Origin of the sequence: Ferranicluibacter rubi (assembly GCF_011603255.1) — a bacterium.
In the GTDB taxonomy this organism is placed as follows: Bacteria; Pseudomonadota; Alphaproteobacteria; order Rhizobiales; family Rhizobiaceae; genus Ferranicluibacter; species Ferranicluibacter rubi.
The window spans coordinates 689281-713797 of the sequence record NZ_JAANCM010000001.1; the positions used below are offsets into that span (position 1 = coordinate 689281).

At 64.6% G+C, this 24517-nt stretch carries 18 protein-coding genes and 1 pseudogene; 4 read left to right on the top strand and 15 right to left on the bottom strand.

Annotated elements, in window-relative coordinates; all coding sequences use genetic code 11:
- Positions 1-66: 66 nt before the first annotated feature.
- The 3 genes and pseudogenes from G8E10_RS03310 to G8E10_RS03320 form a co-directional block, all read right to left on the bottom strand.
- On the bottom strand, positions 67-1461 hold the full coding sequence (locus G8E10_RS03310; RefSeq protein ID WP_167126804.1) for a dipeptidase: 1395 nt from the start codon (positions 1459-1461) through the stop codon (positions 67-69).
- A 167-nt stretch (positions 1462-1628) separates the two neighbouring features.
- A pseudogene (locus tag G8E10_RS03315) lies at positions 1629-2051 on the bottom strand (MarR family winged helix-turn-helix transcriptional regulator); the annotation flags it as partial.
- Between the two features lie 280 nt (positions 2052-2331).
- Positions 2332-2619, bottom strand: a complete 288-nt coding sequence (locus tag G8E10_RS03320) for a hypothetical protein (RefSeq protein ID WP_146236038.1) — start codon at positions 2617-2619, stop codon at positions 2332-2334.
- 202 nt (positions 2620-2821) lie between these two features.
- Between G8E10_RS03320 and polA the strand changes: the two genes are divergently transcribed.
- The 3 genes from polA (at position 2822) to G8E10_RS03335 (ending at position 6737) form a co-directional block, all read left to right on the top strand.
- A complete protein-coding gene (polA, locus tag G8E10_RS03325) occupies positions 2822-5833 on the top strand; it encodes a DNA polymerase I (protein ID WP_167126810.1) in 3012 nt (1003 codons plus the stop codon).
- Positions 5834-6150: 317 nt separating this feature from the next.
- Complete coding sequence (locus tag G8E10_RS03330; RefSeq protein WP_167126813.1) at positions 6151-6441, top strand: type II toxin-antitoxin system ParD family antitoxin; 291 nt, start codon at positions 6151-6153, stop codon at positions 6439-6441.
- Positions 6438-6737 carry a type II toxin-antitoxin system RelE/ParE family toxin gene (locus tag G8E10_RS03335; RefSeq protein WP_167126816.1) on the top strand — a complete coding sequence of 100 codons (300 nt, stop codon included), beginning with the start codon at positions 6438-6440 and terminating at the stop codon, positions 6735-6737. The genes G8E10_RS03330 and G8E10_RS03335 overlap by 4 nt, the downstream gene beginning before the upstream one ends.
- A gap of 69 nt (positions 6738-6806) precedes the next feature.
- Here the strand turns inward: G8E10_RS03335 and G8E10_RS03340 are convergent, their stop codons facing one another.
- The 4 genes from G8E10_RS03340 to dut form a co-directional block, all read right to left on the bottom strand.
- Positions 6807-7433 (bottom strand): TetR family transcriptional regulator, encoded by a 627-nt coding sequence (locus G8E10_RS03340; protein ID WP_167126819.1) that lies wholly within the window; start codon positions 7431-7433, stop codon positions 6807-6809.
- A 56-nt stretch (positions 7434-7489) separates the two neighbouring features.
- Entirely contained in the window at positions 7490-10672 is a 3183-nt protein-coding gene (locus G8E10_RS03345; protein ID WP_167126822.1) for an efflux RND transporter permease subunit, read from the bottom strand.
- Between the two features lie 9 nt (positions 10673-10681).
- A complete protein-coding gene (locus G8E10_RS03350) occupies positions 10682-11941 on the bottom strand; it encodes an efflux RND transporter periplasmic adaptor subunit (protein WP_132711908.1) in 1260 nt (419 codons plus the stop codon).
- Between the two features lie 211 nt (positions 11942-12152).
- Positions 12153-12629, bottom strand: coding sequence for a dUTP diphosphatase (dut, locus tag G8E10_RS03355; RefSeq protein WP_167126825.1), 477 nt, complete (start codon positions 12627-12629; stop codon positions 12153-12155).
- 92 nt (positions 12630-12721) lie between these two features.
- Between dut and G8E10_RS03360 the strand changes: the two genes are divergently transcribed.
- Complete coding sequence (locus tag G8E10_RS03360) at positions 12722-14305, top strand: peptide chain release factor 3 (RefSeq protein ID WP_167126828.1); 1584 nt, start codon at positions 12722-12724, stop codon at positions 14303-14305.
- 138 nt (positions 14306-14443) lie between these two features.
- On the opposite strand, the gene otsA is transcribed toward G8E10_RS03360, so the two are convergent.
- The 8 genes from otsA to G8E10_RS03400 all read right to left on the bottom strand — a co-directional run bounded on the left by otsA (position 14444) and on the right by G8E10_RS03400 (position 24489).
- Entirely contained in the window at positions 14444-15817 is a 1374-nt protein-coding gene (gene otsA / locus G8E10_RS03365) for an alpha,alpha-trehalose-phosphate synthase (UDP-forming) (protein WP_132445441.1), read from the bottom strand.
- A 94-nt stretch (positions 15818-15911) separates the two neighbouring features.
- A complete protein-coding gene (gene otsB, locus G8E10_RS03370; RefSeq protein WP_132445438.1) occupies positions 15912-16745 on the bottom strand; it encodes a trehalose-phosphatase in 834 nt (277 codons plus the stop codon).
- A 58-nt stretch (positions 16746-16803) separates the two neighbouring features.
- Positions 16804-17427: an HAD-IA family hydrolase gene (locus G8E10_RS03375; protein ID WP_245507357.1), complete on the bottom strand. Its 624-nt coding sequence runs from the start codon at positions 17425-17427 to the stop codon at positions 16804-16806.
- A 306-nt stretch (positions 17428-17733) separates the two neighbouring features.
- A complete protein-coding gene (locus tag G8E10_RS03380) occupies positions 17734-18138 on the bottom strand; it encodes a GFA family protein (protein WP_167126831.1) in 405 nt (134 codons plus the stop codon).
- A 555-nt stretch (positions 18139-18693) separates the two neighbouring features.
- Positions 18694-19494 carry a 5-deoxy-glucuronate isomerase gene (gene iolB / locus G8E10_RS03385; protein WP_167126834.1) on the bottom strand — a complete coding sequence of 267 codons (801 nt, stop codon included), beginning with the start codon at positions 19492-19494 and terminating at the stop codon, positions 18694-18696.
- A 133-nt stretch (positions 19495-19627) separates the two neighbouring features.
- A complete protein-coding gene (iolE, locus tag G8E10_RS03390; protein ID WP_167126837.1) occupies positions 19628-20530 on the bottom strand; it encodes a myo-inosose-2 dehydratase in 903 nt (300 codons plus the stop codon).
- Positions 20531-20568: 38 nt separating this feature from the next.
- On the bottom strand, positions 20569-22455 hold the full coding sequence (gene iolD, locus G8E10_RS03395; protein WP_167126840.1) for a 3D-(3,5/4)-trihydroxycyclohexane-1,2-dione acylhydrolase (decyclizing): 1887 nt from the start codon (positions 22453-22455) through the stop codon (positions 20569-20571).
- Between the two features lie 105 nt (positions 22456-22560).
- A complete protein-coding gene (locus G8E10_RS03400) occupies positions 22561-24489 on the bottom strand; it encodes a bifunctional 5-dehydro-2-deoxygluconokinase/5-dehydro-2-deoxyphosphogluconate aldolase (RefSeq protein WP_343289692.1) in 1929 nt (642 codons plus the stop codon).
- Between the last annotated feature and the right edge of the window lie 28 nt (positions 24490-24517).

The window sequence follows — 24517 nt, forward strand, 5'->3', positions numbered from 1 at the left end:
GTCAAGGGCGTCCCGGCCGGCGGCGCCTTCACAATATCTTGAGATTTCAACGTGTCAGCACCGCGTTTAGCGGGCGCCGGCCAGAGCGTCGAGGATGCGCACCCAGGAGCGGATGCCCTTGTGGAAGGACTGGAGGTCATATTTCTCGTTGGGCGAGTGGATGCGGTCGTCGGACAGGCCGAAGCCGACCAACAGCGATTCCATGCCGAGCATCTTCTGGAAATCGCCGACGATCGGAATGGAGCCGCCCATGCCGATGATGACGGCCGCCTTCGGCCATTCGTCCGACAGCGCCGATTTCGCCGTGTTGAGCAGCGACGAATCATACGGCAGCTGGATGGCCGGCGAGCCGCCATGCTCGTGGAACTCCACCGAGCAATCGGCCGGGATGTGCGCGCGGACGTAATCGCGGAAGGCCGTGCGGATGGCATCGGGGTCCTGCTGGCCGACGAGGCGGAAGGAGATCTTTGCCGACGCCTTGGAGGCGATCACGGTCTTGAAGCCCTCGCCCGTATAGCCGCCGGTGATGCCGTTGACCTCCGCCGTCGGGCGCGCCCAGATAAGTTCGAGGACCGAGCGGCCCTCTTCGCCCGAGGGGATGGCAAGGCCGATCTCGCCCAGCATCTTCTCCGCCGTCTGGCCGAGCGTTTCCCATGCGGCCTTGATCTGCGTCGGCGTCTCCTCGACGCCATCATAGAAGCCGTCGAGCGTCACGCGGCCGGTCTCGTCATGAAGGCCGGCGAGAATGCGCGACAGGATGTGGATCGGATTGGCGGCAGCCCCGCCGAACATGCCGGAATGCAGGTCGCGGTCGGCGGCGGTCACCACGACCTCCTCGCCTACGAGGCCGCGCAGGCCGGCCGAGATGGCCGGCGTCTCGCTGTCCCACATGCCGGTGTCGCAGACCAGCGCGTAGTCGGCCTTGAGCTCCTTGGCATTGGCGGTCAGGAAGGGTTTCAGCGACGGCGAGCCGGATTCTTCCTCGCCCTCGAACAGCACCGTGACGCGGCACGGCAGGCTGCCATGAGTTTCCTTATGGGCGCGGCAGGCTTCAACGAAGGTCATCAGCTGGCCCTTGTCGTCGGACGTGCCGCGGCCGGTGATGACCTTGCGGCCAGGCGACAGCTCGCGCACGGATGGCGTGAAGGGGTCCGTCTCCCAGAGCGACAGCGGATCGACCGGCTGGACGTCGTAATGGCCGTAGAACAGCACGTGCGGCGCTTCGGTGGTGGCCCCCTCATGATGCGCGACGACCATGGGATGACCGGGCGTATCGCGCACGGAGGCCGTGAAGCCCAGGCCCAGAAGGTCCGCGACCAGCCATTCCGCAGCCTTGCGGCAGGCATCCTTATAGGCCGGATCCGTGGAAATGGAGGGGATGCGCACGAGGTCGAAGAGCCGTTCGAGGCTTGCATCGAGATTGGTGTCCGCCTTGGCGAGAACGCCGGTGATATCGGTCATTGCAATGCTCCTTGATGTCGGCGCGACCCTACTCAAAAATTTCAGCTTGGGAAGACCCGGACATCATCTCAGGTCTCACGTGGGCTTTCTGGCGGGCATTCCGGCGCAGTCTCCGCATACGGCCCCGGTCGCACCGAGGCGTCGGCTGGAGGCTGCGAAGCCAGGGGCGCGGCATTGGCGATGGCCATGCGCATATATTCGAGCATCAGCTCGCGCTCGAAGCGGCGGAAGCCGGCAAACAGCGCATCGTCAGCCGCCCGGGCAGCGAGCATGGCGTCACCCTTCAGGGCACGGCCGCGATCGGTGAGGAAGACCTGCTGGGCCCTTCGATCCGTCGGGTGGGGGCGGCGCGTGATCAGCGCATCCCGCTCCATGCGCGCCAATGTGTTGGCAATCGTCGCCTGCTCGGCATCCAGCCGGTCGAGCAGCTGGCGCTGCGTCAGCCCGTCCTCGTTCCACAATTCGGCCAGCACCGGAAACTGCCCCGGCGCAAAGCCGAGCTTCCGGCCCCTCTCCTGCAGCTGGCGGGAGAAGCCTCGAGCCAGCAGGCTGGCGAGATAGGTGGCGGACTCCATGCGGTCGTAGGCCATAGCAATGGGTACGCCCGGGACAGGGCGGTGACAAGATGATGGCGAACACCGGAAATAGAAAAACCGCCATTGCCGAAACGAAAAAACCGCCATGGCGGAGGCGGGCCATGACGGTTTTTGATAATGGACAAAGGCCCGGAGAGGGGGGTTAGGCCTTTGTCCTTGCATCTGGGTTCGGCGGGGGACAGGCCTTGACCAGATGACGGCGCTTGTCGCTGCCGTTGTTTAAGATTTGTGGGTCCGAATGTGGCTTTTCAAGGGAAGTGCGGGAGAAGCCTGATTACAAATTGGTAAGGTTTGGACCCGCGTCATCCTGTTTGGGATGCGTGCGGCGTTCATGCCAGAAGAGCGCCATGTTGACGGCCGTCATGACGACCGTCGTCAATACCACGATCCGGACCATCTGCCAGAACACTTCGTCGTTCGCAGGCGTTGCCAGCAGCACGATGTTAATCGCCGTGAGACCGGAGACAAGGAACTGGAACTCGAGATGCGTCGGCAGGCTCCTGGTTCTATCCTTGGCCTCCGGAAAAAATGTCCGCAGCCCCCGCATGGCCAACAGGAACATCGGCGCGAGACACATCTTTCGGGCGATATCGACGGGCCCGTCTCCCATCGACCAGGCAAGGGGACCCGTGAGAACCATAAGGGCCCCGGGAAGTACATAGGCTTGAACGATCGCTATCCTGCTCATAGATCACCATGGAAAGATTGTAGACCTTACCCTCGTAGAATGGACCTTTCGCGCCTGTCGCGCTATCCGTGTCTCCATGAAAAAAGGCGATCATCTCTTCCTCGTGGACGGCTCCGGCTTCATCTTCCGGGCCTTCCACGCCATTCCCCCGCTGAACCGCAAATCCGACGGCCTGCCCGTCAATGCGGTCTCGGGCTTCTGCAACATGCTGTGGAAGCTTCTGACCGACGCGCGCGATACGTCGCTGGGCGTCACGCCGACGCATTTCGCCGTCATCTTCGACTATTCCTCGAAGACGTTCCGCAACGATCTCTACGACAAGTACAAGGCCAACCGCACGGCCCCGCCGGAAGACCTGATCCCGCAATTCGGCCTGATCCGCCATGCGACGCGCGCCTTCAACCTGCCCTGCATCGAGATGGAGGGTTTCGAGGCCGACGACCTGATCGCCACCTATGCCCGCATGGCGGAGGAAGCCGGCGCCGACGTGACCATCGTGTCGTCCGACAAGGACCTGATGCAGCTGCTCACCCCTTGTGTCTCCATGTATGACAGCATGAAGGACAAGCAGATCGGCATTCCCGAGGTCATCGAGAAATGGGGCGTGCCGCCGGCAAAGATGATCGACCTGCAAGCGCTGACCGGCGATTCGACCGACAACGTGCCGGGCATTCCCGGCATCGGCCCGAAGACGGCCGCCCAGCTTCTGGAAGAGTTCGGCGATCTCGACACGCTGCTCGCGCGGGCCGGCGAGATCAAACAGGTCAAGCGCCGCGAGAACATCCTCGCCCATGCCGATCTCGCCCGCCTGTCGCGCGAACTCGTGACGCTGAAGATCGACGTGCCGGTGGAGACCCCGCTCGACGCGCTCGACCTGCATCCGCAGGACGGGCCGAAGCTCGTGGCCTTCCTCAAGGCGATGGAATTCACCTCCCTCACCCGCCGCGTGGCCGCCGCCACCGATACGGATGCCGATGCGGTGGACGCCGCGCATATCCCGGTCGAAGGCGGCGCGCAGGCGCATGGGCCGGATCTCGACAAGGGCGACGCTTCTAGCGAGGCCGCAAAACCGGCCGCACAAGGCTCTCTCGAAACCGCGGAAGAGGCGGCAAAGGTCCTGAGCCAGGCGCCGGTGCTCGCCGTGGAGACCGGTGCGACGCCGCAGGGCCTCGCACAGTCCCGCGCCGAGGCGTTTGCCACCGCACCCATCGACCGCTCGACCTATGTCACGATCCGTGACATCGCGACGCTCGAAAGCTGGATCGCGGCCGCCCGCGAGGCCGGCCTCGTCGCCTTCGACACGGAAACCAATTCGCTCGATGCGATGCAGGCCGATCTCGTCGGCTTCTCGCTCGCCATCGCCGACAACAGCCGCGACGCCTCCGGCACCTCCATCCGGGCGGCCTATGTCCCGCTGCTTCACAAAAGCGGCGTCGGCGATCTCCTCGGCGGCGGGCTGGTGGAAAACCAGATCCCGGACGGACAGGCGATCGCTCTTCTGAAGACGCTGCTGGAAGACCCCGCCGTTCTCGTCGTCGCCCAGAACATGAAATACGATTATCTCGTCATGAAGCGGCAGGGCGTGGAAATCGCCCGCTTCGACGATACGATGCTGATGTCCTACGTGTCGGATGCCGGCGCCAACACCCATGGCATGGACGCGCTGTCGGAGCGCTGGCTGGGTCACCAGCCGATCCCGTTCAAGGACGTGGCTGGCAGCGGCAAGTCGATGGTGACGTTCGATTACGTCGATATCAACAGGGCCACCACCTATGCGGCCGAGGATGCCGACGTGACACTGCGGCTCTGGCATGTGCTCAAACCCCGGCTTGCCGCCAAGAAGCTCGTGCGCGTCTACGAGCGGCTGGAGCGGCCGCTGGTGCCGGTGCTCGCGCGCATGGAGGAACGCGGCATCTCCATCGACCGGCAGATCCTGTCGCGGCTCTCCGGCGAGCTTGCACAGGGTGCGGCGCGGCTAGAGGCCGAGATCCACGAGCTGGCGGGCGAAAGCTTCAACATCGGCTCGCCGAAGCAGTTGGGCGACATCCTGTTCGGCAAGATGGGCCTGCCCGGCGCGTCGAAGACAAAGACCGGGCAATGGTCCACCTCGGCGCAGGTGCTCGAAGACCTCGCGCTCTCCGGCCACGACCTGCCGCGGCGCATCGTCGACTGGCGCCAGCTGACCAAGCTGAAGTCCACCTACACCGACGCCCTGCCCGGCTTCGTGCATCCGGAGACGCGGCGCGTCCACACCTCCTATGCGCTGGCCGCCACCACCACGGGACGCCTCTCCTCGTCGGAACCCAACCTGCAGAACATCCCGATCCGCACGACCGAAGGCCGCAAGATCCGCACGGCCTTCATCTCGACGCCGGGCCACAAGCTGATCTCGGCCGACTACAGCCAGATCGAGCTGCGGGTGCTCGCCCATGTCGCCGACATCCCCCAGCTCCGGCAGGCCTTTGCCGACGGGATCGACATTCACGCGATGACGGCGTCCGAAATGTTCGGCGTGCCGGTCGAGGGCATGCCGAGCGAGATCCGCCGGCGGGCGAAAGCCATCAATTTCGGCATCATCTACGGCATCTCCGCCTTCGGCCTCGCCAACCAGCTTTCCATCGAGCGCTCCGAGGCCGGCGACTACATCAAGCGCTATTTCGAACGCTTCCCCGGCATCCGCGACTATATGGACGCGACAAAGGCGTTTGCCCGCGAGAACGGTTACGTCGAAACCATCTTCGGCCGGCGGGCGCATTACCCCGACATCCGCTCCTCCAACCCATCCGTGCGCGCCTTCAACGAGCGCGCCGCGATCAACGCCCCGATCCAGGGCTCGGCAGCCGACGTCATCCGCCGCGCCATGGTGCAGATGGAGCCCGCGCTCGAAGCCGCAAAGCTTTCCGACCGCTGCCGCATGCTCCTGCAGGTGCATGACGAACTGATCTTCGAGGTGGAAGACGCCGAGATCGACAAGGCCATCCCCCTGATCGTCTCCGTCATGGAAAACGCCACCCTGCCCGCCCTTAACATGCGCGTGCCGCTAAAAGTCGATGCCCGCGCCGCCCACAATTGGGATGAGGCGCATTAGCGCTTCGCTCTCACTCGGTCCGGTTGCCGTAGACAGGGTGGCCTTCTCCCGAGACATCACCTCGCACCTTGCCGCGCTCAGCTGGCCCGGCTAGGCCTCAAGATTTCGGCCCACGCTTCTGACGCGGGCGCGTCCGGCAAGGCGTTTGGGGACATCATTTATGAGAATCGCAACCCATTGCTTTTGGAGGGGAAGGACAACGGTCATAAATCCTGATTGATGAAGCGCCGACGCTTTTTGGTTCCTCGAAAGAGCTTTCTAGTGTTTGACACTATTTTGCACTATGATCTTTAAGGAAACGAAAGGAGTAGAAAATCATGAAGCCAGCTGGCCAAATGACAATCACCTTGACGGACGAGCTGGAACAGTTCGTGCGTCGCGAGGTGAACGAAGGTACTTTTGCTTCCAACAGCGAATATATCCGCGACCTTGTCCGAGAGCGTTACCGCAAGAAGCAGGACAGGGACGAGAAGATGAAAACGCTGAATGCGGCCTTGGAGCGCGGCATGGCGGATTCCGCCGCCGGTCGTGTCACATCGCTGAGCGAGGCTTTCGAAAAAATTCGCGCCGCGGTCGGTATCCCTGAAGATGAAAGCCGTCATGCGTGAAGGTCGTTCTTACCGATGAGGCCATCGCAGACCTGATTGCGATTGGCCGTTACATCAACGCGGATAATCCGTTACGGGCCGCGACGTTCGTTGCCGAGCTGGAAAACAAGTGCCAGCGCATCGGCACGATGCCGAACGCGTTCCCGCTGATCGTCGGTCGCGAAAAAGAGGGCATCCGCCGCCGCGTCCACGGCAATTACCTCATCTTCTACTGGGTGAAAAAGAACACCGTGGAGGTCCTGCATGTCCTGAACGGGGCGATGGACTACGAGGCCATTCTGTTCCCCGACGAATGAAGCCATGACCATCGACACCCGAGTTTTTTCGACCGACCCGAGCCCGCCCCCGTACGTCCCTGCAATTGCTCACCCCACCAGCGCGTCCTCACAGCGGAAGCAGCCGAAGAGGCGGGATAGGCCTTGGCGGCCTTCGTTGGCGAGGTCGAAGCGGCGGCCGAAGAGGAGCCATTCGCTGCAGAGGCCCTTGATCATCCAGCGCATCGCCCGGGCAGCGCTGGAGGGCGTCCAGGCGCCGCTGAGGGCGCCGCGCGATGCGGCCTTGCCGAAAGCGTCTTCGAGAAACCGGGTGTGCTCGTCGTCGATTTCCTGCTGGCGTCCGAGCACCGGGGCGAGGTCGCTTGTGTAGTCGCAGCGCAGGAGGATGGTGAGGATGCGCTGGCGCTGCTCGTCGGACGCCATGACGTCCAGCCAGTCGCCGGCGACCGCTTCGATATGGGCGAGGATATCGATCCCGACATTTTCGATTTCGTCCCGCAGCAGGTCCTCGTCGGGCAGCGGGACCGCCTTGTAGAGTTCCAGAAAGATATCGGCCTTGTTCTGGAAGTGCCAGTAGATGGCGCCGCGGGTCACACCCGCTGCCGAGGCGACATCCTCGAGCGTCGCGTTGGAAACGCCCTTCTCGAAGAACACGTGCTCCGCCGCATTCAGGATGCGGTTGCGCGTTTCCTCCGCTTTCGCCTTCGTCCGCCGCATGGTCTCGTGAACCTCCCACAGGGGTCGGCCCACCTGACGGCGGGCCGGAACCGCGATCACTCGGCCGGTGTGGTGCCAGCGGTGTGGCCGGCGTCGTGGCCAGTACCGTGGCCAGCGGCCGGTGCGGTGGTAGTCTGCTCGTTCTTCTTGCCGCGCTGGAAGATCTTCATGACGAAGACGAAGAAGACCGGCACGAAGAAGACCGCGAGGATGGTCGCCGAGATCATGCCGCCGAGAACCCCCGTGCCGATCGCGTTCTGGCTGGCGGCCGAAGCACCACTGGCAATGGCGAGCGGCACGACGCCGAGCGTGAAGGCGAGCGAGGTCATGAGGATCGGCCGGAAACGCAGGTGTGCCGCCTCGATCGTCGCATCCATCAGCGACTTGCCTGCCTCCATCTGCTCCTTGGCGAACTCGATGATCAGGATCGCGTTCTTGGCCGACAGGCCCATGATCGTGATCAGGCCCACCTTGAAGTAGACGTCGTTGGAGAGGTCGCGCAGCGTGATGGCGATGACCGCGCCGATGATGCCAAGGGGAACGACAAGCATGACCGAGATCGGGATCGACCAGCTTTCGTAAAGCGCGGCGAGGCACAGGAAGATCAGCAGGCAGGAGAGTCCGATGAGAAGCGGAGCCTGGGATCCCGACTGGATTTCCTCGCGCGACTGGCCGGACCACTCATAGGCAAAGCCCGCGGGCAGTTCGCCCATCAGCCGTTCCATTTCCGCAATCGCCTCGCCCGAGGAATGGCCCGGCGTCGCCTGGCCCGAAATGCGGATGGAGGGGTAGCCGTTATAGCCGACGGTCTGGGCCGGGCCCATCTGCCACTCGATGGAGGAGAAGGCAGACAGAGGCACCATGCCGCCATTGGTGTTGCGCACGTTGAGCGTGAGCAGGTCGGACGGCTTGGTGCGCTTGGTCACGTCGGCCTGCACGGTCACGCGCTGCAGACGGCCCGAATTCGGGAAGTCGTTGACGTAGGTGGAGCCGAGATTGGTCGAGATCGTGGCGTTGATATCGGCAAAGGCAACGCCGAAGGTGTTGGCCTTCTCGCGGTCCACGATCAGGTTCAGCTGGGCGACGTCCGGCAGGCCGTCCACGCGGACGCCGGCAAGGATCGGGCTCTGCCCGGCAAGGCCGAGCAGCTGGTCGCGGGCGGCGGCGAGCGCCGTATCCCCCTGACCCGCACGGTCCTGAAGGCGGAACTCGAAGCCGTTGCTGGTGCCGAGCCCCTGGATGGGCGGCGGCGACAGCGCAAAGGCGATCGCGTCGCGGATCTGGCTGAAGGCGATGGAGGCGCGCATGGCGATCGAGGCTGCCGAATCGTCGGCACCGCGATCCGCCCAGTCCTTGAGCGTGATGAAGGCGAGGGCCGCGTTCTGGCCGGAGCCCGAGAAGGAGAAGCCGTTGACGGCGATGATGCGATCGACGGCGCCTTCCTTGCCGAAGAAGCCTTCCACCTGCTGGATGACCTCGGTCGTCCGGTTGGCGGTGGCTTCCGAGGGAAGCTGCATGGAGACGATGATGTAGCCCTGGTCTTCGTTCGGCAGGAAGGCCGAGGGAAGACGCATGAACAGGTAGCCCATGGCGGCGACGATCACGAGGTAGACGAGCATGAAGCGGCCCGACCGCTTGATCATCCACGCGACCCAGCCGCTATAGCCGTGCGAGGTCTTGTCGAAGCCGCGGTTGAACATGCCGAAGAAGCCGCGCTTCTTCTGGTGCTGGCCCTTCGGGATCTGCTTCAGGAAGCTGCCGGCGAGCGCGGGGGTGAGCGACAGCGCCAGGAAGGCGGAGAACAGGATCGAGGTCACCATGGTCAGCGAGAACTGCTGGTAGATGACGCCGACCGAGCCCGGGAAGAAGGCCATGGGAATGAACACGGCGGAGAGAACCAGCGTGATGCCGATGACGGCACCGGTGATCTGGCCCATCGCCTTGCGCGTCGCCTCCTTCGGCGTCAGCCCCTCTTCCGTCATGATGCGCTCGACGTTCTCGACCACGATGATGGCGTCGTCGACGAGAATGCCGATCGCCAGCACCATGGCGAACATGGTCAGCACGTTGATGGAGAAGCCCGCGGCATAGATGATGGCGCAGGTGCCGAGCAGTGCGACCGGCACGACGATGGTCGGGATGAGCGTGTAGCGGATGTTCTGCAGGAACAGGAACATCACGAGGAAGACGAGCGCGACGGCTTCGAGCAGCGTGTGCAGCACCTTTTCGATCGAGACCTCGACGAAGGGCGCGGTGTTGTAGGGAATGGAATATTCGACGCCTGCGGGGAAGTACCCTTTCAGCTCTTCCATCCGCGCCTCGATCAGCGTCGCGGTGTTGAGCGCGTTGCCGGTCGGGGTCAGCTGCACGGCGATGGCGGCCGAAGGCTTGCCGTTGAGGCGGGTCGAGGTGTCGTAGCTCTGGCCACCGACCTCGAGCCGCGCGACGTCGCGCAGGCGCACGGCCGACCCGTCGGGATTGGCGCGCAGCACGATCGCGCCGAACTCTTCCGGCGAGGACAGCTGGCCCTTGACGAGAACGGGGGCCGAGACCTGCTGGGTGATCGGGTTCGGCTGGGCGCCGATGGAGCCGGCGGCGATCTGGGCGTTCTGCGCCTGGATGGCGCTGGTCACGTCGCCGGCCGTCAGGTTCAGGCCGACCATCTTGTCGGGATCGATCCAGACGCGCATGGAGCGCTCGGAGGAGAACAGCTGCGCCTGTCCGACGCCCTCGATGCGCTGGACTTCGTTCAGCACGTTGCGGCTGAGATAGTCGCCCAGACCGATGGCGTCCATCGAACCGTCGGTCGAGGTCAGCGAGATGATCAGGAGGAAGCCCGAGCCGGCTTCATCGACCTGGATGCCCTGCTGGGTAACCGCATCCGGAAGCCGCGGCTCGACGCGGCGAACGCGGTTCTGCACGTCCACGGCCGCATCGCCCGGATCGGTGCCCGGTGCGAAGGTGACGTTGATGGAGACGGAGCCGGCGGCGTTCGACGTGGACTCGAAATACTGGAGACCGTCGATGCCGTTCAGCTCGTTCTCGATCAGCTGCGTCACGCCCTGATACGTCTCGGTGGAAGACGCACCGGGATAATTGGCGGAGATGCTGATCTGCGGCGGCGCGACGCTTGGGTATTGCGCGATCGGCAGGAAGGGGATCGCGATGATCCCGGCGATCATGATGAAGAGGGCGACGACCCAGGCGAAAATGGGCCGGTCGATAAAGAAACTGGGCATGGACCGTCCTTAATTCGCTTGTGCAGGCTTGGCGTCGCCAGCGGGCTGGCCGGCCGGATCATTGCCGGCGGGCTCGCCTTCCGGTTTCGTCGTCGCAGCAGGCGCCGCTTCGCCTTCGGGCTTGGGCGGCTCGGGGTTCCAGTCGACGGCCTTTACCGGCGCGCCGGGGCCGACCTTCTGGAAGCCCTCGACGATGATCTTCTCATCCGCCTTGAGGCCGCTCGAGATGACCCAGCGATCGCCGACGACGCGGCTCGTCATGACGGGGCGGATCTCGACCTTGCTCTCGCCGTTGACGACGTAGACCAGCGCCTTGCCGGCGGTGTCGCGCTGGATGGCCTGCTGCGGCACGGCGATCGCATTGCGCTCGATGCCCTGCTGGATCTGGCCGCGGACATACATGCCGGGCAGGAGATCGCCGTTCGGATTGGCGAACTCGCCGCGCAGCGTGATCTGGCCGGTGGTTTCATCGACGGCCGCTTCCGAGAAGAGCAGACGGCCCTTTTCCGGATAGGGCGTGCCGTCGTCCAGCACCAGCTGGGCGGCCGCCTCGTTGGCATCGGTCATAAGCTGTCCATCCTGCAGCGCCTTGCGCAGGCGGATGACGTCGGTCGCCGTCTGGGTGAAGTCGGCATAGACAGGGTCGAGCTGCTGGATGGTGGCGAGGTTTTCCGTGCCGCTCTGGCTGACCAGGGCGCCTTCGGTGATCAGCGCGCGGCCGATCCGGCCGCTGATCGGCGCGGTCACGTTGGTATATTCGAGGTTCAGACGGGCGGAAGCGACGCCGGCTTCGGCGATCGCCACATCCGCATCGGCCTGCGCCAGCAGCGCGACGGCATCGTCGAAGTTCTGCTGGGTCGCGACGTTCGAGCGGCGCAGCTGCTCCTGCCGATCCGACGTGTTGCGGGCCTGCGTCTGGGCGGCACGCGCCCGGGCGAGCGTCGCCTCGGCGCTATCGACCTGCACCTGGAAGGGCTTCGGATCGATGCGGTAGAGTACGTCGCCCTGCTGCACCGTGGTTCCCTGCTCGAACACGCGCTCGACCACGATGCCGGACACGCGCGGGCGGACTTCCGCGGTGCGGGTCGCAGCGATTCGGCCCGGAAGCTCGTTGGTGATCGGCAGCTCCTCGGTCTTCGTCGTGACGACGGCGACTTCGGACGGCGGGGGCGCAGGCTGACCTTGCGCCTGGCTCTCCTCCTGCTGGCAGGCACTCAGAAAAGCCGCACTGATGACGACAGCGGCGAGCGTCAGACGATTGGTCCGCATAGATAGGTCCCACGAAAAAGACCGGCGCGCGCATGAGATCTCATGGCGTCGGCCGGAGGAAACGAAAATCAGACAGTTGCCCGAAGACGGATTCAAGGGCAGGTCGTGCGCTATACAAACACGAGTGTATGTTTTCGAGTCAAGCAGATCCTGCCAATGATGCAGCGCACAATTTTGTGATGACTTACCAAATCGACGCCTTGCCCTGACGTTAGACCCCGGTCGAACCGAAGCCGCCGGCGCCACGCACCGTTTCCGAAAAAGCGGTTGCCTCGGTCACGCGGACCTGCGTCACCGGCGCGATGACCATCTGGGCGATGCGCATGTCGCGGGTGATGGTGAAGGGCTCGGCACCGTGGTTGATCAGCAGCACCTTCACCTCGCCGCGATAATCGCTGTCGATCGTCCCCGGCGTGTTGAGGCAGGTGACGCCGTTCTTGAAGGCGAGCCCCGAGCGTGGGCGAACCTGCCCCTCGAACCCGTCAGGGATCTCGAAGACGAAGCCGGTCGGCACCAGCGCACGCGCGCCCGGCGCCAGGACCAGCGGTTCGTCCGCGGCCACGGCGGCCCGCAGGTCCATGCCCGCGGCGCCACGCGTCTCATAGGCCGGCAGCGCCAGGCCCTCCCCGTGGGGAAGGCGGACGAGGGCGAGGACGGGAATTTCGATGGAACCGGGGGTGTCCGTCATGCGCGGCGCCTTCACGAGAGAGGTTTAAACGGCGTCAATTGCATATCGGCCGTCATATCGCTAGATAAGCCCCAGAAAACAGGACATTCCCGATGGCTGAAACGCTTGCCGATGCGGTCTCCCGCCGCCGAACCTTTGCGATCATCGCGCACCCCGACGCGGGCAAGACCACGTTGACCGAAAAGCTGCTGCTGTTCGGCGGCGCGATCCAGCTGGCCGGCGAGGTCAAGGCGAAGAAGGACCGCATCCAGACGCGGTCCGACTGGATGAAGATCGAGCGGGAGCGCGGCATCTCGGTCGTCACCTCGGTGATGACGTTCGAATATGGCGGCAACGTCTTCAACATTCTCGATACGCCCGGCCACGAAGATTTCGCCGACGATACCTATCGCACGCTGACGGCGGTGGACGCCGCCGTGATGGTGATCGACGCCGCCAAGGGCATCGAGCCGCGGACGCTGAAGCTGTTCGAGGTCTGCCGCATGCGCGACATCCCGATCATCACCTTCATCAACAAGATGGACCGGGAAAGCCGCGATCCGTTCGAGATTCTCGACGAGGTCGAGGAGAAGCTGGCGCTCGACACGGCGCCGATCACCTGGCCCATCGGCCGGTCGAAGACCTTCTGCGGCTCCTATTATCTCGCTGAAAACACGGTGCGCGGCGCCGATACGCAGGTCGAGGCGTTGAAGGTCAACGGCCCGCAGGCGGTCGCCGACCGGCTGCCGGAAAACGAGCGTGCCGCCTTCATCGAGGAAACGGAGCTTGCCATCGAGGCCTGCCGGCCGTTCGACAGGCAGGCCTTTCTCGAAGGCCACATGACGCCCGTCTTCTTCGGCTCGGCGCTGCGCAATTACGGCGTGCGCGACCTGATCGATGCGCTGGGCGCCGTCGCACCGCCGCCGCGCGACCAGGTGGCCGACATCCGCACGGTCCATGCGAGCGAGGACAAGATGACGGCCTTCGTCTTCAAGATCCAGGCCAATATGGACCCGAACCACCGCGACCGCATCGCCTTTGCCCGCATCTGCTCGGGCAAGCTGGAACGCGGCATGAAGGCGCGGCTCGCCCGCACCGGCAAGCAGCTCGGCCTTACCGCACCGCAGTTCTTCTTTGCCTCGCAGCGCCAGCTGGCCGATACGGCCTATGCCGGCGATGTGGTCGGCATTCCCAACCACGGGACGCTGCGCATCGGCGATACGCTGACCGAAGGCGAACAGCTCGTCTTCCAGGGGGTCCCGAACTTCTCGCCGGAAATCCTGCGCCGCGTGCGGCTGGAGGATGCCATGAAGGCGAAGAAGCTGAAGGAAGCGCTGCAACAGATGGCCGAGGAAGGCGTCGTGCAGCTGTTTTCGCCCGAAGACGGCTCACCGGCCATCGTCGGCGTCGTCGGCGCGCTACAGCTCGACGTGTTGAAGGAGCGGCTCCAAGGCGAATACGGCCTGCCCGTCTCGTTCGAAATGGCCCGCTTCTCGATCTGCCGCTGGGTCTCCGCCGACGACCCCGCCGAACTCGACCGTTTCATCACAGCCCGCCGCGGCGACATCGCCCGCGACCTCGACGGCGACCCGGTGTTCCTGGCGCAGGACGGCTTTTCGCTCAACTACGAGGCCGATCGCTGGAAGGCGATCAAGATGGTCGCGATCAAGGAATATCACGTCGCCAAGGCGGCGTGATCCCTCTCCCCGCAACGTCCTCCTCGGCCTTGTGCCGAGGATCTGCGGCCCTGCCCGCGATCTGAAGGACCATGGTGTTTGCGGAGACGACAGCAGGTCCTTGGCACAAGCCCGAGCATGACGACGTCGAGCCTTCCCTCACGCCACCAAGTCCTTGAGGAAATCGTCGCACCAGCGCACCACGTCGTGCTCGTTCAGATAATCCATCATCTTGCCCCACCGCTCCTGCCGCTCGGGCAGCGGCATGGAAAGCGCCCGGGCAATGGCGTTCGCCGTACCCTCGATGTCGTAGGGGTTGACCAGCAGCGCGCTATCCAGCTCGCGGGCCGCCCCCGCAAAGCGCGACAGCACCAGCACGCCCGGATTTTCCGGGTCCTGCGCGGCGACATATTCCTTGGCGACGAGGTTCATGCCGTCACGCAGCGGCGTCACCAGACCCACCTTCGCCATCCGGTAGAGACCGGCAAGGATCGGCCGTGAAATCGAGCGGTTGATATAGCGGATCGGCACCCAGTCGACCGTGCCGAGCGCGCCATTGACGCGCCCCGCCTGTTCGGCGACCGTCCGCTGCATCGCCTCGTATTCCGGCACCTCTGAGCGGGATTTGGGCGTGACCTGCAAGTAGGTCACCTTGCCCTGCTGGCCGGGATTGCCCTCGATGAAGCGCTCGAAGGCGTCGATGCGCTGGGTGATGCCTTTGGAATAGTCCAGCCGGTCCACACCGATGATCAGATCGCGCCCCTCGATGCTGGCGGCGGCCTTGCGCACCATCACATGCGACGCGCTCTTTCGGGCAAAATTCGCAAACGCCGCGGTCTCGATGCCGATGCCATAGGTGCCGCCCTTGAAGATGCGGCCGTGGGCGCTGTAGCGGCCCGGCTTGATCTCGTTGCCGATGCCCTCGCGGCGGAGCCCGCCTGCAAAGTTCTCGAGGTCATGATCCGTTTGAAAGCCGATGAGGTCGTAATGCGACAGACCGCGCATGATCTCCTCATGCACCGGCATGGCGAAGAGCACGTCGGCCGGCGGCCAGGGGATGTGCAGGAAGAAGCCGATGCGGTTCTTCACGCCCATCTGGCGCAGTTCGGCGGCCAGCGGAATGAGATGATAGTCGTGTATCCAGATGACGTCGTCCGGCTGCAGCATCGGCGCCAGGCGATGCGCGAAGAAACGGTTCACGCGGAAATAGCCGGCCATTTCCTTGCGGCCATATTCGGCGAGATCCAGCCGGTAATGGCAGATCGGCCAGAGCACGCGATTGGCAAAACCGAAGTAGTATTCCTCGACATCCTTGTCGGTCAGGTCGGTCAGGGCATAGGTGATCTTGCCCCGGTCCTTGAGGTCGAGCGCCTCCGGCTCCCGCGTCCCGCTGGATTTACCGGACCAGCCCATCCAGATGCCGCCATGCTCCTCGAGCGCGGCCTGCAAAGCGACGGCAAGACCGCCGGCCGGGGCATCGCCCGATTTTTCCGGCACCGGCACCCGGTTGGACACGACGATGAGACGACTCAAGATTTCTTCCTTTCGAATGTCTGGCAGCAGACCAGCGGGCAAACCGCCCAGTCCGTGGGCAAGTCGGTCGGCATGCCCGCGGGCATGTCGCCGATCACGCCTTGCCCGCGCGGGCCAGCGCCGTCAGGGCGCTGCGCACCGCTTCCGCCGAGCCGATCGTGGCCTGCGCCTGCGTCTCGGAACCGGGCTGCCCGACCCGCAGCGACATGCCGCCGGCGGCGTTCGCCACCTTGAACATGGCCTCGTCGGTCACGTCGTCGCCGATGGCCAGCGGCTTGCGCCCTTCGAAGGGCGGTTGCGACAGGAAGGTCATGACCGCCCCCCCCTTGCTCGCCGTGGAAGGGCGGAGTTCCACGACCATCTTGCCGAATTGCAGGCCCCAGTCGCCGCCGATGGCGACCGAAGCGCGCCGCATGATGTGCTCGACATCGGCGCAGCGTTCCGGCGCCTGCCGATAGTGCAGCGCCACGGCCGCCCCCTTGTCCTCGAACAGCACGCCGTCCCAGTCCTTCACCGTCTTTGCGAGGTCGTTCTTCAGCGTCACGAAGCCGGGCGTGATCTCCGGCCGTGTGATCGCGCCCGTCTGGTCGCGCAGTTCGGCTCCGTGCAGACCGGCGATCGGGAAGGTCGCGGGATCGAACAGCACATCGGCATAATGCAGCGCTCGGCCCGTGACGAGCGCGAGTGCACCGCCGAGACGGTGGGAGAGCGACATGAGCGTGGCGGGCAGGTCCGGGGGGACGACGATCGCGTCCGGCGTCTCCGCGAGATCGACCAGCGTGCCGTCGATATCGAGGAACAGCGCCCAGTCGTCGGGCGCTGCGGCAATGTGCCTGAACACGTCGGGGTACACGTCTGGCAGCGGCTCTTGCGCGCTGATCGTGACGTCCGGATCGGGTATGAGAAGGGTGTGGCTGTCGTTTGGCATGGGGGTCTAGTTAGGTCGCCGCGTGCCCGCGACAACCCTTGGAGACGGTCGTGTCCGCTTAAGCGCCGGACTTTTCAACCAGCATGAGACGTCCGTCGGCCGCGATCTCAACCGCAAGTCCCTCATAGTCCGAGATCTTGAGATGCGTCGTTTCCATCGGGTGTTCATGCGTCGTGGTGACCACTGCGACATCGGCGCCCGCAGCTTCCCCGGCCTTGACGCCGGCGGGAACGTCCTCGAACACGAGGCAGTCGGCAGCATCGAAGCCGACGCGCTCGGCACCGAGCCGGTAGCAATCCGGTGCCGGCTTGCCCTGCGTCACGTCTTCCGCCGTCACCAGAAATTTCGGCGCGGTGATGCCGGCCTTGGCAAGGCGGGCTCTTGCCAGCGGCAGCGGCGAAGAGGTGACGATCGCCCAGCGATCGCTCGGCAGCGTCTTCAGGAATTCGAGCGCACCGGGGATCGGCTTGACGCCTTCGACATCGTCGATCTCGGCCTGCGTGATATAGGCTGCTTCCTTCGCCGGATCGACGCCAGGCAGGTTCAGCTGCGTGATCGTGTCGATGCCGCGCTTGCCATGCATGAAGGGCAGGAAGGTCGCAAGGTCCAGCCCGTGCGCCAGGGCCCATTTACCCCAGACGCGCTCGGCCGCCGCGATGGAATTGAGAAGCGTGCCGTCCATGTCGAACAGGAAGGCGGAGAAGGGCTTGCCGAGCGTGGGATGCGAAGAGGTGGTCTCGGTCGACGAAGCGGGAACAGGCGAAGCGGACGTGGGAGAAGACAAGGCAGGCATTCCTTTCGGTCTCGGATAGGACGCGGCCCGATGATGCCGGGCGTGGCGGGCCGCTTTGCAAGGTCTCCTCGGCTTAAGGATATCGCGGACAGAATGCAAACGGCGAACGCCCGAAGGGTTCGAATCGCCGTACGCGAGCACCCTCTCACCGGCTTTCGACAGCAAGGCGCAGCCCTATTACCGCGCTGAACCGTCTCAATCTCCCGGCTTTCCCGGCAGCTCCGTGACCGTGTCCAGCCATGGCATAGCGGAAGCGCACCAGATCTGGCGTTTCGGGGCGAGATCGCCGCGCTGACGGATGTTGCCCCAGCGGATGCCGATCTCCCCGGCCTCGTCTCCTTCCCCCGTCGTGAAGATCGGGGAGCCGCAATCGGGACAGAACATCTGGAAACGGCGGTGCCCGTTATCGGCCGTTTTCACATAGGTCTTCGGCGCGCCCTTCGTCAGCGCGAAGCGGTCGCGCGGGACGGAGACGGTGACCCGGTAGGCCGTCCCCGTCAATGTCTGGCAATCGGTGCAATGGCAGACCGAGACGGCATCGGGATCGATCTCCGCCTCGAAGGCGATCTGTCCGCAGTGGCATGCACCATCGATCTTCATGTCGGCCTCTTGTCCTTTGGGGTTAGAGCATCATTCCCCAAATCGGAACCGGTTTCAGCATAAAAATGTACGTTGCCGCGAGCGGGGATACCGACACAATGGCACAGCTGTAGTATCAATGCCTTGCCAGAATTTTCGGCCTCATCCATCCCCGCCTGTCTGCGTCCATGCCATCATCATGCCGTTCCGTCGCGGATACACCGGAAGGCGTTCCGGCGAGGCGGGGCCGGCTCCGGGAGGCAAGGGATCGACGCACGCCCTGCCGCTCGGGGTCCGCAGAAAATGGTCTCCCTCCGGGACGGCGGTTCCGGCGCATCTTTGCGCCGGATCGGATGGGCCCGGACGTGCCTGTGCGGCACACAGCTTCGGTTCCGTCTTTCACGGTTTCGACCGCGCGAGGGCAAACCGGGGTCAGAGAGACCGGAGTTGCGGGCATAAACCGCCGAACGGGGCACCGGAAGGTGTCATACTAAAACTAACTTACGCGGCAACTTTCGGTGCCCCGTCCGATACCTCATCGTCAAGCCTCCGGCGTTTTCACGCACGGGGTCGTCTTCACACGCCGGTGAAAAGCCAGGCATGCTCCTTGGCATTGTTGAACTTCCATGCCCGCGATGGCCCGGCCATGACGTTGAGATAGTAGAGATCGTAGCCGTGAATGGCAGCGACCGGGTGGTAGCCTTTCGGCACCAGCACGACATCGCCATTCTCGACCGCCATGGTTTCGTCCAGCGAGCGGTCGTCGGTATAGACGCGCTGCATGGCGAAGCCCTGCGAGGGGTTGAGGCGGTGATAATAGGTTTCCTCGAGGAAGCTTTCGGCCGGCAGGTTGTCCTCGTCATGCTTGTGCGGCGGATAGGACGAGGTGTGGCCGCCCGGCGTGATGACCTCGACCACCAGCAGCGACTGCGCCGCCCCGTCATCCTCCGGCATGATATTGGTGACGTAGCGGGTGTTGGTGCCCTTGCCACGCGTCATCTGCTTGTGCCGGTCCGGCCGGATGACCTGCGCCTCGAACCCCTTGCCCCCCGGCGCCGAGCAGACGCCGAGTTCGAGATCCGTCGTCGCCGTCACCTTATAAGTGGCGCCCCTCGGCACGTAGACCGAGAAAGGCCCACCTTCGAACGGCGTCATCCGCTCGCCCAGCTCGCCGAAATCCTCACCACGCACCGTCACCCGCGCCTTGCCGGCGACGAGGACGAGGCAGACCTCCCGCTCGCCCGTGTCACCGGACGTCGCTTCCCCGGCAGCCAGCCGGTGCAGCGCAAAGCCGACATAGGTCCAGCCGGCGCTCTCCGGCGTGATGTCATGGACGAAACCGTTATTGCCCTGCGGCTTGACGAGAAGGTTCGGCATGGTGATGTCCTAATAATTGCAGGAGGATCGTGATGCGTGTGGAGACCGGCTCAGCCCCTCACCCTAACCTTCGCCCCGCCCAAGCGGGGAGAAGGTGCCGGCAGGCGGATGAGGGGCCATCGCCAACGTCAGATCAGCGCCGATCCAGCCCCGCCTCTTTCGCAAAGGCCTTGAGCGATGTGAACCCGAGCGACTGGTATTCGAAGGGAATGCGGATGGCGCTGTCCTGCTCCGCCTCGATCACCAGCCAGCCATCATAGCCATGCTCGGCGGCAATCTTCAGGACGGGCACGAAATCGACGCCGCCCTCCTCGTCGCCCGGCACGGTGAAGACGCCGCGGCGCACGCCTTCGAGGAAGGAGAGGCCGTTCTCCTCCACATCCTTCCGGACTTCGCGGCGGACGTTCTTGGCGTGGATGTGGCGGACGCGGTGCATGTATTTTTTGGCCAGCTCCGCCGGGTCCGAGCCACCGAACCAGGCGTGGCCGGTGTCGAGCAGCAGCTTGGTCGCCGGCCCCGTCGTCTCCATCAGCCGGTCGATCTCGGGCCCGGTCTGGACGATCGTGCCCATGTGGTGGTGGTAGACGAGATCAATGCCCTGATCGGCGCAATATTGCGCGATCGCCTCGATGTCGGCGCCGAATGTTTCCCACTGGTCGTCGGGCAGCACCGGCTTGTCGGCCACCAGCGAGGTCGCATCATTGCCGTGGATGGCGTTCGACGTCTCGCAGACGATGCAGACCTTGCAGCCATTGGCTTTCAGAAGATCGAGATGCGGCTGGATCGCGCGTTTCTCGGCCTCGACGTCATGGGTCAGAAGATTGGTCGAGTGCCAGCCGGAGACGAAGACGAGGTCGTATTCGGCAAGCTTCGCCTTCAGCGCCTCCGGGTCTGTCGGCATCTTGTGCCCCTTCTCGATGCCGTCGAAGCCGATCTTCTGGCAATCGGACAGGCAGTCTTCGAGCGAGAGATGGGCGCCGATCGTCTGATCGTCGTCATTGCTCCAGGCGATCGGGTTGGTTCCGTAGCGGATCATGGTCTTGTCTCTGTGAGGGGTGGAACGATGAGAATGGATCAGCCGACGCGCTGGGCGGCGAGCGCCCGCTCATAGGCCCGGCGCGCCTCTCCGACGGCATCGCGCTCGGAGACCTCGGGCACCGCGACATCCCACCAGTGGCCACCGGCGTCGGTGGTGATCAGCGGATCGGTGTCGATGACGATGACGGTCGTGCGGATTTCCCCGGCCGTTTCGACGAGTGCCGTCTCCAGCTCGGCGAGCGAAGCGACCTTGCGCGTCACCGCACCCATGGCGGCGGCGTGGGCCGCGAAATCGATCGTGGGCAGCTCGACATGGTGTGTGTCGCGCAGGAGATTGTTGAAGTTCGCCCCGCCGGTCGCCATCTGCAGCCGGTTGATGCAGCCATAGCCGGCATTGTCGAGAAGGACGATGGTGATCTTGGCGCCGAGCATGATGGAGGAGGCGATCTCGGCGTTCAGCATCATGTAGCTGCCGTCGCCGACCATCACGATGACGTCGCTGTCAGGCTTTGCCAGCTTCACGCCAAGGCCACCGGCAATCTCGTAGCCCATGGTCGAGAAGCCGTATTCCATGTGGTAGCTGCCGGGCTTTTCCGCCCGCCAGAGCTTGTGCAGTTCGCCGGGAAGACCGCCCGCCGCGCAGACCAGCGTGGTATCGCCCTTGCGAACCCGCATGACCGCGCCGATGACCTGCGCATCGGAGGGAAGCGTTACGTTGGTGGCGGCCAGCGCTGTGCCGGCTGCCGCCTGCCATTCGGTCTTGAGGGTCGCGGCCTTGTCTCCCCAGGCGCTGCCCGCGTGATAGGCTCCGAGGTCTGCCGACAGTTCGGCAAGCCCGGTTGCGGCATCGCAGACGAGAGGCAGGGATTCATGCTTGGCAGCGTCGAAGGACTGCACGTTGAGGCCGACGATCTTCAGGCCGTCGTTCTTGAACAGCGCCCAGGAGCCGGTGGTGAAATCCTGCAGGCGCGTTCCCACGGCGAGCACGAGATCCGCCTCTTCGGCCAGCGTATTGGCCGCCGATGTGCCGGTGACGCCGACCGAGCCCATGTTGAGCGGGTGGCTGTCGGGCAGCGAGGACTTGCCGGCCTGCGTCTCGACCACGGGGATGCCGTGCTTCTCGGCAAAGGCGGCCAGCGCCGCACTCGCCTCGCTATAGAGCACGCCGCCGCCGGCGATGATGATCGGCTTCTTCGCCGCGGCTATTGCCGTGGAGGCGGCCAGGCGCTCCTGCGTATCGGGTCGGGCTTTCCGCGGCAGCCAGATCTTCTCGGCAAAGAAGCTCTCGGGATAATCATAGGCCTCGGCCTGCACGTCCTGGCAGAGCGCCAGCGTCACCGGGCCGCAATCGGCCGGGTCGGTCAGCACCTGCATGGCGCGGCGCAGCGCCGGGATGATCTGTTCGGGCCGCGTGATGCGGTCGAAATAACGCGAGACCGGGCGGAAGCAGTCGTTGACGGTCATGCTGCCGTCGCCGAAATCTTCGATCTGCTGCAGCACCGGGTCCGGCCGGCGATTGGCGAAGACGTCGCCGGGCAGGAGCAGCACCGGCAGCCGGTTGACATGGGCGAGTGCTGCCGACGTCACCATGTTCAGCGCGCCGGGGCCGATGGAGGTGGTGCAGGCCATGAAGCGGCGGCGGAAGCTCGCCTTGGCAAAGGCAATCGCCGCATTGGCCATGCCCTGCTCGTTCTGGGCGCGGTAGGTCGGCAGCGTGTCCTTGATGCCGTGCAGCGCCTCGCCCATGCCGGCGACATTGCCGTGGCCGAAGATCGCGAAAACGCCGCCGAAGATCGGCACGGTCTCGCCGTCGATCACCGTCATCTGCCGCGTCAGAAAGCGCGCCACGGCCTGCGCCATGGTCAGCCGCACGGTTCCGGCTTTCCCGGCGTTGTCCGATGCGATGGGGGCTTGCTGGTTCATGATCTCAAGGTCTCCTCACGCCGCAGGTTTTGCGCCTGCCTGTCCTTGCCGCCCGTCCGGGCGGTGCTTGTCTTTATCGTCATCGGCCAGAGCGGCCGCAACCGCTCAGGCCGCCTTGGTATCGGCGAGGCCGACCCAGAGATCGACCAGCTGCTTGAAGCGCCGCGCCATGTCGTCGATCGCCGTGGTATCGTCGATCTCGCCCGCCAACCAGCGGCGCGCGGCATCCACGAAGATCGTTCGTCCCACGGCAAAACCACGGACCTGGCGCGAGGTGCGGGCGGCGGCAAAGCCGTCCTTCAGCGCCTCGTAGGATGCTTCGAGACCGAGCAGAACCACACCGCGGCAAAGCGGATCGCGCGTCTCGATGACATCGTCGATGGCGCTCCAAGCGCTGCGGCTCGCCTGCGGCTCCAGCTTCCACCAGTCGGGCTTCAGGCCGGCATCGTAGAGTTCGTTCAGCGCCCGCGGAATGGTCTGGTCGTCCAGCGTGCCGTGCTTGCCGGCGATGATCTCGATCAGGATTTCGCGGCCGACCTTGCGGGCCGCCTCGAAGGCGCTGCGCAGCTTGGCGATCTGCGTCGCCTTCATCTCGGCCGGATCGTCCGGGTGGTAGAAGCTCAGCACCTTGATGCAATGGTCAACCGGCCAGTCGATGAGACGGCTGCCGAGATCCTGGCTGAACTCGAACTGCAGCGGGCGCGAACCCGGCAGCTCGATCGGCTTTGCCACCCAGAAATCCTTGAGCGCGCCGGCCGCGTACAGCGCGTCGCGACCGTATTTATCGTCGATCAGCATGCCGAAGCCCGGCCGGCCATCGGCGATCTTGGCGGCGGCCTTGACGGCGAGAACCTTGAAGGCGGGGATGCGGGCGAGCTTCTCCGTGTCGTCGCCGGCCATATCCTCCAGCTGGCTGCGGTGATCGATGGCAAGCGCCATCAGGCTCGGGATCTCGCGCCGGCGGGTGGTCGCCCAGTGCACATGGTTGATCGCCTCGTCCTTGCGCAGCGCATGTTCCTTGCTGCCGTTCTCCAGAAAGAACTGGAGCTCCGTCCAGGTTGGAATTTCCGGCGCACAGAGCAGCCGCGAGACGGCGAAAGCGCCGCAGGCATTGGCCCAGGTCGCAGACGTCGCATGCGGCTCGGCGGCCAGCCAGCCGCGCAGAAAGCCGGACATGAAGGCGTCGCCGGCACCGAGAACATTGTAGACCTCGATCGGGAAGCCCTTCCCGATGATGCCGTCCTCCAGATCGTCCGAAATCTCGCCGTCATAAACGATGCAGCCCATCGGGCCGCGCTTGAGCACGATCGTGGCGGTGGACTGCGCGCGAATGGTCTTCAGGGCGGCGAGAAGGTCGCTTTCGCCCGACGCGATCAGCACTTCCTCTTCCGTGCCGACGATCAGGTCGCAATCGGCAAGAACCGTCTTCAGATGCGCCGAGACATGGGCGGAGGCAATGTAGCGGTTGTCGCCGGCGTCATGGCCGGCCAAGCCCCAGAGGTTCGGGCGGTAGTCGATGTCGAAGGCGATCTTGACGCCGGCAGCCTTTGCGATGCGGATCGCCTTGCGCTGCGCGGCATCGGTATTCGGACGGGAGAAATGCGTACCCGAGACGAGGATCGCGCGGGAAGACCGGATGAACGCCTCGTCGATATCGTCTTCGCAGAGCGCGTTGTCGGCACAGTTGTCGCGGTAGAACAGCAGCGGAAACGAGTGATCGTTTTCGACGGCGAGGATCGCAAGGGCGGTCAGACGCTCGGGGTCCGTCACAATGCCCTTCGTTTCCACGCCTTCGCGCGTCAGCTGCTCCACGATGAAGCGGCCCATCTGCTCCTTGCCGACGCGGGTGAGCAGCGCCGATTTCAGCCCGAGGCGGGCGGTGCCGACCGCGATATTGGTCGGGCAGCCGCCGACGGACTTGGCAAAGCTTGCCACGTCCTCCAGCCGGGTTCCGATCTGCTGGCCGTAGAGATCGACCGAGGCGCGACCGATGGTGATGATGTCGAGCGGCCGTGCCGCATCCCTCTGGCTGATCCCGGTCAACGTTCCTATCCTCCCGACG